Below are 13,605 nucleotides of genomic sequence, written 5' to 3' on the forward strand. Positions count from 1 at the left end.
TTACGCCAGCACAAAGCGATACCCCACCCCGGCTTCGGTGAGGATGATTGCCGGTTGGCTTTCGTCTTTTTCAATCTTGGCGCGGATCTGGCGAATAAAGACGCGCAGATATTGAAGGTCGTGGGCATGGGCCGGCCCCCATACCTCTTTCAGCAAGGCGCCATGGGTCAAGACGCGACCCGCATGGGTGGCGAGCAGGCGCAGCAGATCATATTCCTTCGGCGTCAACTTGACCGGCTGATCCGCTCTTGTGACGAGGCGGTGGTCGATGTCGATGACGAGTTCACCACTGCGGATGATGGATGGGGCCGGTTCCGCTTGCGGTTTATGGCGAAGGGCGACGCGAATGCGGGCCGTCAATTCGCCGATTCCGAACGGTTTTTCGAGATAATCGTCGGCACCGAGATCAAGGGCGGCGATCTTTTCGACCTCACGGTCCCGTGCGGATAGCACGATGATCGGGATCGGGTTCCAGTGGCGCAATTGGGCGATCACCTCTTTGCCGTCCATATCAGGCAGGCCGAGATCGAGGATCAGTAGGTCCGGCACGGCGGTTGCCACCAGCGCCAATGCCTGCTTGCCCGTATCGGCTTCAATCACCTCGTAACCGGCCGCCGCAAGGGCAGGGCGCAGGAACCGGAGGATCTGTGGCTCATCATCGACGACGAGAATGCGTTGCCCTTTCATGCCTCAGCCCGGTCCTTTTCCATATTCTCCAGCGGAAAACGCAGGGTGAACCGCGTGCCTATCCGTTTCACCGCCGGGCTTTCGACGGTGATCGTGCCGCCCATCGCCTCAACAAAGCCCTTGGCAATGGCAAGGCCAAGGCCAGTCCCCGGCTTGCGGCCATCGGCTCCCTTGCCGCGACGGTAGAACTTTTCAAAGATCCGGTCGATGTCTTTTTCCGAAATGCCCTTGCCCATGTCCGTTACCGAAAGCGACAGCACTGTATCATCGGCGCGGGCATAGACGGTGACCGGCTCGCCGCCGCCATGCTTGCAGGCATTGTCGATCAGGTTGAACAACACCTGACCCAGAAGCAGGCTATCTGCCCGCAGCAAGGGCAGGTCCTTGGCAATGCTGGCGCTGATCTCTGTGGCTGGTGCGACACGGCGAGCACGGGCGATGCTGTCCGAAATCACATCGTTCAAATCCACCCAATCGTGCTTGGCTTCCAATGCGCCTGCCTCAATCCGGGTCATGTCCAGGAGATTGCCGACAAAACGTGACAGCCTTTCGCCCTCTTCCTCGATGGATTGCAGCAGGTCGCGACGACTTTCGACGGGCATGCGCTCGCCAAATTCCTTCAGACTGGTGACGGCGCCGGTAATCGTGGCAAGCGGCGTGCGCAGATCGTGGGAGATGGAAGACAGGAGTGTCGATTGGAACCGCTCTCGTTCCAGCCGCGCCTGGTCCTCGACGCTGCGGATCGTCAGATTGGCGCGGTCGAGAGCGATTGTCACCTGGTCCAGAATGGCGGACAGCGCCCGCTCCTCCATCGGATCGAGTGGCTCCCCAGTCATTTCATGGCCACAGACCGCCAGTGTACCGGCAGGACTGCGCAAGGGCCGAAATTGCAGTTTCGAATTCGGCAGGGTACCGGTGCCAGCACCCGCTGTCTCGCCTTTTTCGAGAGCAAAACGGGCCGCGGCCATTTCCGCCACGCCAAGCTCGGTATCCGGCGGCCAGCAGGAGCGTAGGGCGAGCGTGCCGTTTTGCGGTGAGAGCAAGGCAACGGGCCGCTTGATAATGCCGTTCAACTGGCTGACGGCGGTCCAGACCACGCCGTCGGCATCCACCGTGCCTGCAAGTTTTGAAGAGACGTCATAGAGGATCTGCGTCTGTGTGGCGCGGCGGGCCGCGATCTGCCCCTGGGCGCGTATCCGTGCGGCAATGCCCCCGGCGATCAGCGCGGCCGCAATGAACATGACGAAGGCAAAGACTTCATGCGGCGCGGCGATGGTCAGGGTGAAAACCGGAGAGATGAAAAAGAAATTATAGGCCAGCGCCGATAACACGGAGGTCAGAACGGCGGCGACATAGCCTTCCCGCAAAGCCGAAACCAGCACCGCGAGCAGAAACAGCATGGACACATTGGGCAGGGCCACGAAATGGATGATGCCGCGTGCGCCGATGACCGCCACCGTGGTGGTGATGAGAGCGGTGATGATATCTCTTGGGCGAACGGGCAGGCTCTTCAGTGAAAAGGTTTTCGTCAGCCCGACGCGCTTTGTTTTCTCTGGTGCGGCTTCGCCGGTGACCAGGTGAATGCCCATGCCGGATCTGACGTCCAGCAAGGCATCCGGCAGGGAGCGGCGGAAAAGCCTTTGCCAGCGGGATCGCTTCGGTGCGCCAATAACGATCTGGGTGACGTGTTCCTTCTTGGCGAGACGCAGGATTTCGTGAACGAAATCGCGGCCCTGCACACGCCGGGTTTCTGCACCAAACCGTTCCGCCAGGCGAAATAGCTCTTCAATCCGGGTCTGGTCGCCGGGATTTTCATCCGCCTGGTCGGCCTGTTCCAGAGAGACGACCAACCAACGGGCATTCATCCCCGACGCAAGATTGCTGGCGGTGCGCACCACTTTTTCCGAGAGCGCATCCGGGCCGATGCAGACAAGCAGCCGCTCACCCGTGCGCCACGGTCCTTCAATGGCATTTTGCTTGAGGTAATCTACCATTTGGTCATCGACCCGGTCGGCGGTGCGGCGCAAGGCCAATTCGCGCAGCGCGGTCAGATTGCCAAGCCGAAAGAAGCTGTCGGTGGCGCGACGGGCATTGTCAGGCAGGTAGATCTTGCCCTCTCGCAGCCGGACGATCAGTTCTTCCGGTGGCAGGTCGATGAGCACGACCACATCGGCCTGTTTCAACACCCGGTCTGGCACGGTTTCCCGCACCTGGACGCCGGTGATTTGCGTGACGATTTCCGAGAGGCTTTCGAGATGCTGGATGTTCAAGGCGGTCCAGACGTCGATTCCGGCAGCCAGAAGTTCCTCGATGTCCTGGTGGCGTTTCGGATGGCGGCTTTCCGGGACATTGCTATGGGCAAGCTCATCGACAATGATGACCGCAGGACGGCGGGCAAGCGCCGCGTCGATGTCGAATTCCTCTAGGACACGGTCCTTGTAGGCAATCTGCTTGCGCGGCAGGGTTTCGAGCCCGTCCGTCAGCAATTCGGTTTCGCTGCGGCCATGGGTCTCGACCAGGCCGATAACGATATCAATGCCCGCCGTCTTTTGACCGCGGGCACGTGATAACATGGCATAGGTTTTTCCAACTCCGGGCGCTGCTCCCAGAAAAATCGTCAGTTTTCCCCGTCCGTCCCGGTTGGCGAGCCCAAGCAGGGCGTCAGGATCGGGACGGCGGTTGGTGTCGCGCTGGGCGTCGGACATGAGTAGACCTTATTGAGTGGCTCCCGCCGCATCGAGCGCCATGTTCAGCCGCAATACATTGACCCTTGGCTCACCGATCACGCCAAGAAGTCGCGGTTGCACCTGGGCTTCCACCAGCGCTGCCACATCCTTTTCCGGCATGTTGCGGGCTTTGGCAACCAGCGCCACCTGTTGGCGAGCATTTTCAGGCGAGATATCCGGGTCAAGCCCGGAAGCGGACGACGTGACGGCATCAGCAGGCACTGGCCCGCTGCGACCGTTCGCTTGCCAGGCGGTGACAGCGGCGGCAATCTGGTCCTTCAGCTTTTGCGAGGTGGCCCCAAGATTGGTGCCGCCTGACGCCAGCGGATTATAGGGCGAATTGCTGGTGGCCGATGGGCGGGAGGCGAAATAGCGTGGCGACGTGAAGGCTTGGCCGATCAGGGCCGAGCCGACCACGGCATCGCCTTTCGTGACAATGCTGCCATTGGCCTGGGCGGGAAGCACCGCTTGCGCAACGCCGGTGATGGCGAGCGGATAGGCGAGGCCGCAAAGACCGGTAAACAGCACGGTCATGGTGATGGCGGGACGAAGATGGGACAGCATGATTACACCCAATGCAGCGTTGTAATGGCGAGATCGACAATCTTGATGCCGATGAAGGGAAGGATCAGGCCGCCCACACCATAGACCAGAAGATTGCGACGCAGCAGTGCTGCGGCCCCAACCGGGCGGTAGGCAACCCCCTTGAGGGCAAGCGGGATCAGCGCAACGATAATCAGCGCGTTGAAGATCACCGCCGAGAGGATGGCCGATTGCGGCGAGGCGAGCTGCATGATGTTGAGCGCGGCAAGCCCCGGATAGGCGGTGACAAACAGAGCCGGAATGATGGCGAAATATTTGGCGACGTCATTGGCAATCGAAAACGTCGTCAGCGAACCGCGTGTCATCAACAGCTGCTTGCCGATTTCGACAATCTCGATCAGCTTGGTCGGGCTGGAATCCAGATCGACCATATTGGCGGCTTCACGTGCAGCCTGCGTGCCGGTCTGCATGGCGACACCGACATCGGCCTGGGCCAGCGCCGGGGCGTCATTGGTGCCATCGCCGCACATGGCGATCAACCGGCTGCCCTGCTGGGCCTTGCGGATATAGGCAAGCTTGTCTTCCGGCGTCGCCTGGGCCAGAAAATCATCCACACCGGCTTCAGAGGCAATCGCTGCGGCGGTGATCGGGTTGTCACCCGTGACCATCACCGTGCGGATGCCCATGGCGCGCAGGGCGGCGAAGCGTTCCTTGATGCCGGGCTTGACCACGTCCTTCAGGTGAATGACACCCAATAACCGGCTGCCATCGGCAACGGCCAGCGGCGTGCCGCCCGATTGGGCGATCCGGGTGACGGCGTCGGTAAAGGCGCGTGGTGCCGATGCCGCGTCGAGACCGGTAAAGGCCAGGACCGAATCCACCGCACCCTTGCGCAGACGCTTAGCCCCGATATCGACGCCGGAAAGCCGGGTTTCGGCGGTGAACGGGATGACCGCATCCGGTGCCGCATCGGGAGCGGACTGGCCGTATTCGCCGGTGGCCAAGGCTACGATGGAGCGGCCTTCAGGTGTTTCATCGGAAAGGCTAGCAAGAAGGGCAGCCTCGGCGATTTCAGTGGCGCTGACACCGGGTACGGCGATGAAATCGCTGGCCATGCGGTTGCCGAAGGTGATGGTGCCGGTCTTGTCGAGCAGCAGCGTATCCACGTCGCCCGCCGCTTCCACGGCGCGGCCCGAGGTGGCGATGACGTTGAAGCGCACCAGCCGGTCCATACCTGCAATGCCGATGGCCGATAGCAGGCCGCCGATCGTTGTCGGGATCAGCGTCACCAGAAGGGCGGCCATGACCGTAACCGTCAGCACCACGCCGGAATAGCTGGCAAGACCCCAGAGTGTGACGACGGCGATCACGAAGATCAGCGTCAACCCGGAAAGCAGGATCGACAGAGCGATTTCATTTGGGGTTTTCTGGCGTTCGGCCCCTTCGATCAGCGCAATCATCCGGTCAACGAAGGAAGAGCCGGGAGCCGTGGTGATCTTGATGCGGATCTCGTCCGACAGAACCTGGGTTCCGCCTGTCACAGCAGAGCGGTCGCCGCCAGCCTCGCGGATCACAGGCGCGGATTCGCCGGTAATGGCGCTTTCGTTGACTGAGGCAACGCCTTCAATCACTTCGCCATCGCCGGGGATGAGTTCGCCAGCGGCAACCAGTACCACATCGCCAATCTTCAGCGTGGTGGCGGCAACCGTGGTTGTTTCCCGGCTGCTGGCGGCATTGCCCGTGACTTTACGTGCGGAAAGCTCGCTCTTGGTGCGGCGCAGGCTATCGGCCTGTGCCTTGCCCCGGCCTTCGGCGACCGCTTCCGCGAAGGTGGCAAACAACACGGTAAACCAGAGCCAGGCGGCAATCTGGCCGGAGAATACCGCTGAATTTCCGGTAATCAGGTCGCGGACCGCCAGGATCGTGACGACCATGGCGACGATTTCGGTGACGAACATCACCGGATTGCGGATCAGTTGCCGTGGATCGAGCTTCACGAAGGCATCTTTGAACGCGCCCTTGAGGATCGACGGTTCGAACAGCCGTTGGGCAGGCCTGGTCTCTGTGGTGGATTGTGACTGTGTCATGATGACAGCCTCTTTCAATCAATAAAGGGTTCCGGCGAGCATGCCGACATGTTCTGCAATGGGACCAAGTGCCAATGCTGGGAAGTATTGCAGCCCGCCCAGGATGATGATGATGGCGACGAGCAGGCCGACAAAGAGCGGCGTGTGCGTGGGGAAGGTACCTGCCGAGGCCGTGCCTTTTGTCTTTGCAGCGAGAGAACCGGCAATGGCGAGGACGGGAACCGCATAGGCGAAGCGGCCAAGCGCCATGGAAATGCCGAGCGTGGTATTATACCAGGCCGTATTGGCCGAAAGCCCTGCAAATGCCGAGCCGTTATTGCCAGCCGCAGACGTATAGGCATAGAGTATTTCCGACAGACCATGCGGTCCGGCATTGCCAAGCGAAGCCAGCGCATTGGGGAGTACGGCAGCAATCGCCGAGAACCCCAGAATGGCAAAGGGCAGGACCAGTACGGCCAGCATGGCAAATTTCATTTCCCGGGCCTCGATCTTCTTGCCCAGGAATTCCGGTGTGCGCCCGACCATCAGGCCAGCGACGAAGACAGTCAGCACACAGAAGACGATCAGCCCGTAAAGGCCGGAGCCGACGCCACCGGGAAGGATTTCGCCAAGCTGGATCAGGAACAGTGGCACCAGACCGCCAAGCGGGGTCAGCGAACCATGCATGGTGTTGACGCCACCGTTGGAAATGCCTGTTGTGATCGCCGTATAAGCCGCACTCATCGCCTGACCAAAGCGGACTTCCTTGCCCTCCATATTGCCGAATGAAGGATCGAGCCCAAGCGCCAGATGGATCGGGTTGCCTGCGGTTTCAGCGATATAGACGGCGGCGATGCCGGCAATCAGCAGCACGGCCACACTGGCAATCAGCGCCCAACCCTGGCGCAGGTCGCCGACCATTTTGCCGAAGGCATAGATCAGCGCCATGGTGATCGACATCATTGCGAGGATGTTGAAATAATCGCTGATCGCCGAGGGGTTTTCAAACGGATGGGCCGCATTGGCATTGAAGAAACCGCCGCCATTGGTGCCGAGCTGCTTGATGGCTTCCTGGCTGGCAATCGGGCCCAGTGCGATGGTCTGTTGGGCGCCATCCAGTGTCGTGGCCGTCACAGATGCATCGAGGGTTTGAGGAATGCCCATCCAGACGAAAACCAGAGCCAGCACAATCGACATTGGCAGCAGCAGATACAGCGTCGAGCGGGTCATATCGACCCAGAAATTCCCGAGTGTGTTGGCAGCCGAGCGGGCAAAGGCCCGGGTGACGGCCAGCGCAATGGCAATACCGGTGGCCGCCGACAGGAAGTTCTGGACCGCAAGGCCTGCCATCTGCGAGAAATGGCTGGCGGACTGTTCGCCGGAATAGGCCTGCCAATTGGTATTGGTGACGAAGCTGATCGCGGTATTGAAGGCCAGATCGGGTGTCATGCCAGCAAAGCCCTGCGGATTATAGGGCAGATAGGCCTGAAGCCGCAAAATGCCATAAAGCGCCAGAAAGCCAGCGGCATTGAAGGCGAGCATGGCAAGCGTATAGGCTAGCCAGCCTTGTTCGCGGCGCGCATCAACGCCGGATATGCGCAGGAGCAGCCGCTCAAGAGGGCCGAGAATGGGAGAGAGAAACGTCCGCTGCCCCTCGAACACGCAGGCGATGTAAAGCCCAAGCGGTTTGATGGTGAGGAAGACGAGAGCGAGCAGCAAGCCGATTTGCAGCCAACCGTTGGAAGACATGATGTTCTCCGGAAAGAGGGATTGCGTCCCACATCGTCGTCGCTACGAGAATGAAGCAACGCGGTGCGGGACGTCTGATGCTTGGCAGGAAAGAGGGTTGTCCGATGTCTGAAAAGACAAACGAGACAAGAATGGCTGAAGCGGATATCGCTTCAGAAACGTTCAGGCCTGATCAGCGTGATCAGCAGGTACACGCAGATGAACAGGGCGGCGGCAAGACCGAGCAGGGGTTCGAACATGGTCGCCTCACAAACTGTTTAAGGCGCGGGCATAGACCGCGAGAGCCACGAAGCTCCCCAGTCCGATGGCGATGAATAGCAAGTCAGTCACATTGTGCTCCTGTCTATGGTCAGACATGCACAATCCACCCGAATGACATTAAATCTCGATAGGGAATGCGATGGCGGGAGATAAGGATTTTATAAAGATGGTGTCCAAAGGAGAGCGTTTCCGGGAACAGGTCTGAATGATCCCGGCTCGACGCCGCTACCGGCTATGCCACAGAACTGCCGCTTCGCCAGCGAGTTGCCGCGCCTTTGCCAGTGTCTCGACATCGGTGGCAGGGGGCGTTTTCCCAAGGTATCGATCCGGTGCATGGAAAGCGATCTCGGCTTCGGTGCTGGCAATTCCGGCAGCGCGGCGCGTGAGAGCGATCTGCGCCGCGTCGCCGCGTTCGGCGGCATCACGGTAAGCGCGATTGGCGTCCAGCGCCCGGGCTGCCAGCTCTGAAAGGGACGGCGCCTTGTCGGGCCAGACGAGGAAGGTGACAATGATTGCCGCGAGACTGCCGATGATATTGTCGAGCATTCGCGCCGATGCAATGCCAGCGCCTGGATGCAACATGTCCATGGTCAGAACGAACAGCATGGTCAGCACGGTGACGAACAGCGTATAACTGACGGAGCGCAGGGCAATGGTTGCTGCGGCGAGGGGAATGATGATGGCGGTAAGCAGCCCTGATGCCGGTATGCTGGTCAGTAACGCCAGAGCCAAGGCGCTCCCCACAACCGAACCGACGATACGCTCCAGCGCCCGGCTCCAGCTCATCCGCCGGTCCGGCTGCAAAACCACGACCACGGCCATGGCGGCCCAATAGGGATAGTTCAAGGCCAGCAGATGGGCGACGACGGTGACAACCGTCACCCCCACGGCACTGCGAACGGCCCCACGCAAAAAATGTTGCCGCTGCCGGGCCTGTGCCATCTTGTCCGAAGCGGCCTGTTCCGGTCCCGCCGTTTCGGCAACGTCTGGTGCGGTTTTCCATTGGAGTGCTGTTGCAATGCTCCGCACCGCGCCCGCGACGGCGTCACGGCGGTCCGAAACGCTCTTTTCCAGCACTGAAAGCCGATTTTGCAGCTCGGTCACTGGCTCCGTATGCAGGGAGAGATTTTGGGCAGCCGCAATGAGGCTCGGCCGGATAACCTCGGCGCAAAGCTGGCCAATATCTGCCTGCCGCTCGGATGAACGCAGATGGTCAAGCGCCAGAAGCGCGTGAAAAATATCGTCCGCCGCCAAAAGCGCGATATGGAGGGCGGTCTTGTCGCTCTGCTCCGATGGACGAGCTGCGCGGGCAAGGTGAGACCGCGCGCGCTCCATCGCATTGCGCACAGCACGCCGATGTTGGCTGCTTTTGAAGGTCCAGGCTTGCATGGCTGCGGGCTGAGATATGGTGTCGAGCTCAAGCGTCATATCGGCCAGCCGGGCGTAAACGGCGGAAATGGCGCGCCGTGCTGGGCGCCAGGCATCTGTTGGCCACAGGACAGTCAGCACCAGCGCGGCCCAGGCGCTGCCAGCCAGAAACGAACAGGCGAGCAGTGCCGCTTGCGGTGCCGTGTGAGGATAACCCGCCGCCACAACGCCAACCACGCCAAGGAGTGTGGCGACAAGCGGCACGACAGGCCAGCGCAGCGGCAGCAATGCGGTCAAACCGACGAGAATTGAGCCGGCGGCCAGCCCTGCTATGGACCCGAAACCCGCAAGCCAGGACGCGAGGAAAGCCGTAAGGCTGCCAAGCAGCGCGAAGGTCGCCAGCATCCGCCGCTGGAACCGTTTTTCGCCGCCGGTATCGGCAAGGCAGGTCCAGAAAGCCGCAAAAATCGACCAGCCAAATTGGTTTTGCCCTGCCGCGACGATGAGGACGGGAACGCCGACGATAAAGGCCGAGCGCAGGCCATCAATGATGTCGAGATGTTCAGGCGTCAACCCGATTGCACGCAGTTCCAGCCAGCGCGCAATGCGGCGAACCCAATGTCCTGAAGGGCGGCGTGCTGTTTCAGTCTCTGATGTCATCGCCAAGCCAAGGACAGTTTTCACGATTTTTAGTCGCCCCGTTTAACATTTCTGATAGCATTTCCAAATGCATGCTGATGGAAAATTGTATCAAAGACAGACGCCCGATACCTCAGGCGAGTTTGCATGACTCATGTGTCGAAGACTGATGTCTGCTGCACCGCGCAAAGCCGGTCTGGCTGCCGTATTCAGAGGTTTTGCTTGCGTTGTGAAGGTGAATCTCGTTTTGGTTGCGTTTCGGGTTTGTTGACCTTAGCTGTTTTCATCCCACGCTGCCTAAGGTCATCCAGGTTGCACGGGGCCTGATATAACTCTATCTCTTGGCTTTCGCTGCCATCCGGTAGCCGATTAAACAGCCCTGTTTTGGGCATCCATAATGTCTCGAAAGCAATGCCATGCCGTCAAGCCAGCCACGCCACGAACCGACATTCGAGCATGGCGAAAGACATCCGCTGTCCATTCTGAAGCGGGTCTATGGCTATCCGGCTTTTCGCGGCAAGCAGGCCGAGGTGGTTCAGCAGGTGGTGGCTGGCGGCGATGCGGTCGTGCTGTTTCCGACCGGGGCCGGTAAATCCCTCTGCTTCCAGATCCCGGCGCTGTGCCGCGATGGGGTCGGCGTTGTGGTGTCGCCGCTGATTGCGTTGATGCGCGACCAGGTGGAGGCGTTGAAGCAAGTGGGTGTGCGGGCGGCGGCGTTGAATTCGTCTTTGTCGCGGGAGGAGTTTGTCGAGGTGCGGCGCGCCATTGCCGATGGCACGCTCGATCTGCTGTATGTCACGCCAGAGCGGATCGTCACGCCTGCCTTCAAGGATGTGATCGGCTCTGCGAAAATTGCGCTGTTTGCCATCGATGAGGCCCATTGCGTTTCGCAATGGGGCCATGATTTCCGCCCGGAATATCGTGAACTGGGCAAGCTCGCCGAGACCTATCCCGGCGTGCCGCGCATGGCGCTGACGGCGACCGCCGATCCCCATACACGCGATGACATTATCGACAAGCTTGGTCTGCAATCGGCCAAGGTGTTTACCACCTCCTTCGACCGGCCCAATATCGCCTATGAAATCGTCGAGCGCGACCAGCCGCGCCAGCAGCTGCTGCGGTTTCTTTCCCGCCATGAAGGCGAGAGCGGCATTGTCTATTGCCTGTCGCGCGCCAAAGTCGAGGAAACGGCGGAATGGCTCAACACGCAAGGGGTGAGGTCGCTGGCCTATCACGCTGGCATGGACCGGGTATTGCGTGATGCCAATCAGGATGCGTTCCTGAAGGAGGAAAACCTTTGCCTTGTCGCAACCGTCGCCTTCGGCATGGGCATCGACAAGCCGAATGTGCGCTATGTGGCGCATCTTGATCTGCCTGGTTCCGTCGAGGCCTATTACCAGGAAACCGGGCGAGCCGGACGCGACGGGCTGCCGTCGGATGTGTGGATGGCCTATGGTATGGCGGATGTCATCCAGCGCGGGCGGATGATCGATGGCGGCACCTCGGCTGAGGAGGTCAAGCGGGTCGAGCGAGCCAAGTTGAATGCGCTGCTGGCAATTTGCGAGACCCCCGGCTGCCGTCGTCAGGCAATTCTGGCGCATTTCGGCGAAGTGCATCCCGGTTCCTGCGGCAATTGCGATACCTGCCTGAAGCCGGTGGAAACCTGGGATGGGACTGACGCGGCGATCAAGGCGCTGGCGGCGATCTACCGGACCGGGGAGCGTTTCGGCACCGGCCATGTTATTGATGTGCTGCTGGGGAATGAGAACGACAAGACCGCCCGTTTCGGCCACGTTGACATGCCGGTTTTCGGTGCGGGCAAGGATCTGCCGTTAAAAACCTGGCAATCGGTGTTCCGGCAGTTGCTGGCCGCCGGTCTGATCCGGGTCGATCATGACGCTTTCGGCGCGTTGAAACTGGAGCCGGACGCGCGCGCCGTCTTCAAGCGGGAGCGTGAAGTGCGATTCCGCAAGGACCGTCCGACCAAGGGCAAGGCGGCACGCACTGCGTCACCCGCCGCCGCACGAGCCAAGTCGGCGCTGGAGGGGGCCGATATGGAACTGTTCGAGGCGCTCAGGGCGGCGCGAATGGCGATTGCCAAGGATCTTTCCGTGCCGCCTTATGTTGTATTCCCGGATACGACGCTGATTGCCTTTGCAACGGAAAGGCCTGATAGCCGGGAGGCGCTGCTGGGTATTTCTGGCGTCGGCCAATCAAAGCTTGAACGGTATGGCGATGCTTTCCTGGAGGTTATCCAGGCGCATGAGCGATAATGAGGGGCATGGATCATGAATGAACAGGAAGACCTCGCCTCTGTTCTCCCCATCGAGGAGACGATTGACTGCGATTGCGCCGTTGTCGGTGCCGGGCCTGCCGGGTTGATGCTTGGTCTGCTGCTGGCCCGCGCCGGGGTGAATGTTACGGTGGTGGAAAAGCACGGCGATTTTCTGCGCGATTTTCGCGGCGACACACTTCACCCCTCCACACTGGAAGTGATGCATGAGCTTGGCCTGCTGGAAGATTTGTTGAAACTGCCGCATGTGCAGGCGCCGACTTTGCATGCGGAAATCGGCGGACGTGACGTGACGATGGCTGATTTCTCCCGGTTGCCGACCCGCTGCCGGTTCATCGCCTTCATGCCGCAATGGGACTTTCTTGATTTTTTGGCCCGCGAAGCTGGGAAATACGCCAATTTTCGGCTGTTGATGAATGCCAAGGTGGAGACGCTGTTGGAAGGGGCGGATGGTGTTGCAGGCTTGACCGCTTCTACCCCGCAAGGCCCGGTGACGCTGCGATCCCGGCTGGTGGTCGGTGCCGACGGACGCCATTCCGTCACCCGCGCCAAGGCGGGGCTGGAGGTGGAAAGCTTCGGCAGCCCGAGCGATGTGCTGTGGTTCAAGCTGTCGCATCAGCCGCAAGACCCACCTTATACGATGGGGCATGGCGGCCCAAGGCAGGGTTTCGTGATGATTGATCGAGGCGACTATTGGCAATGCGGTTATATCGTCCGCAAAGGCAGTTTCGATACGGTCAAAGCCAAGGGGATCGAAGCTTTCCGTCAAGCCGTGGCTTTGGTGTCGCCATTGTCGCCTGAGCGGGTGGAGGAAGTCACCTCCTTTGACGATCTCTATCTTCTCAGCATCCGTATCGACCGCCTGAAACGCTGGTGGAAGCCGGGACTGATCTGCATCGGCGATGCGGCCCATGCCATGTCGCCGATCGGTGGTGTCGGCGTCAATCTGGCCATTCAGGATGCCGTGGCGGCGGCAAACCGGCTGGCAAAGCCGCTGCTATCAGGTGAACCATTGGACGCCCATCTCGCTGCCATCGAGAAACGACGCCTGTTCCCAACCAAGGCGACGCAGAAACTGCAATTGATGATGCGCCGCAAGCCGAAGGCCGAGGATGAGACGGTGGCGAACGAAGCACCGGCCAAGCCCTCCGGTCCGCCTGCATTCCTGAAGACCATTGCCCGCTGGCCGCTGCTTGCCCATATTGCCGGGCGGCTGATCGGCCTTGGTTTCAGGCCGGAACATGTCCGGCCCTTGAAATAGGCCAGCACCTTT

Annotated in this window: 9 protein-coding genes; 2 read left to right on the forward strand and 7 right to left on the reverse strand. The window is 60.5% G+C overall.

Translation table 11 applies throughout. From position 1 onward, the window contains the following. The 7 genes from AVI_RS21935 to AVI_RS21960 form a co-directional block, all read right to left on the reverse strand. A complete protein-coding gene (locus tag AVI_RS21935; RefSeq protein WP_012654319.1) occupies positions 1-687 on the reverse strand; it encodes a response regulator in 687 nt (228 codons plus the stop codon). Then, entirely contained in the window at positions 684-3,392 is a 2,709-nt protein-coding gene (locus tag AVI_RS21940; RefSeq protein WP_012654320.1) for a sensor histidine kinase, read from the reverse strand. The genes AVI_RS21935 and AVI_RS21940 overlap by 4 nt, the downstream gene beginning before the upstream one ends. A gap of 9 nt (positions 3,393-3,401) precedes the next feature. Then, the gene (gene kdpC / locus AVI_RS21945) at positions 3,402-3,977 is read right to left on the reverse strand and encodes a potassium-transporting ATPase subunit KdpC (protein ID WP_012654321.1); all 576 of its coding nucleotides are present in this window, start codon (positions 3,975-3,977) and stop codon (positions 3,402-3,404) included. A 2-nt stretch (positions 3,978-3,979) separates the two neighbouring features. Further along, a complete protein-coding gene (kdpB, locus tag AVI_RS21950) occupies positions 3,980-6,043 on the reverse strand; it encodes a potassium-transporting ATPase subunit KdpB (RefSeq protein WP_012654322.1) in 2,064 nt (687 codons plus the stop codon). Between the two features lie 18 nt (positions 6,044-6,061). Further along, positions 6,062-7,771, reverse strand: coding sequence for a potassium-transporting ATPase subunit KdpA (gene kdpA / locus AVI_RS21955; RefSeq protein WP_012654323.1), 1,710 nt, complete (start codon positions 7,769-7,771; stop codon positions 6,062-6,064). 152 nt (positions 7,772-7,923) lie between these two features. After that, positions 7,924-8,010 carry a potassium-transporting ATPase subunit F gene (locus AVI_RS31845; RefSeq protein ID WP_070148480.1) on the reverse strand — a complete coding sequence of 29 codons (87 nt, stop codon included), beginning with the start codon at positions 8,008-8,010 and terminating at the stop codon, positions 7,924-7,926. 247 nt (positions 8,011-8,257) lie between these two features. Then, entirely contained in the window at positions 8,258-10,084 is a 1,827-nt protein-coding gene (locus AVI_RS21960; protein WP_139192344.1) for an FUSC family protein, read from the reverse strand. Positions 10,085-10,455: 371 nt separating this feature from the next. Between AVI_RS21960 and recQ the strand changes: the two genes are divergently transcribed. Beyond that, positions 10,456-12,312, forward strand: a complete 1,857-nt coding sequence (recQ, locus tag AVI_RS21965) for a DNA helicase RecQ (RefSeq protein ID WP_012654325.1) — start codon at positions 10,456-10,458, stop codon at positions 12,310-12,312. Between the two features lie 15 nt (positions 12,313-12,327). Then, positions 12,328-13,593: an FAD-dependent oxidoreductase gene (locus AVI_RS21970; RefSeq protein WP_012654326.1), complete on the forward strand. Its 1,266-nt coding sequence runs from the start codon at positions 12,328-12,330 to the stop codon at positions 13,591-13,593. The last annotated feature ends 12 nt before the right edge of the window (positions 13,594-13,605 follow it).

This window comes from Allorhizobium ampelinum S4 (assembly GCF_000016285.1).
GTDB lineage: Bacteria > Pseudomonadota > Alphaproteobacteria > Rhizobiales > Rhizobiaceae > Allorhizobium > Allorhizobium ampelinum.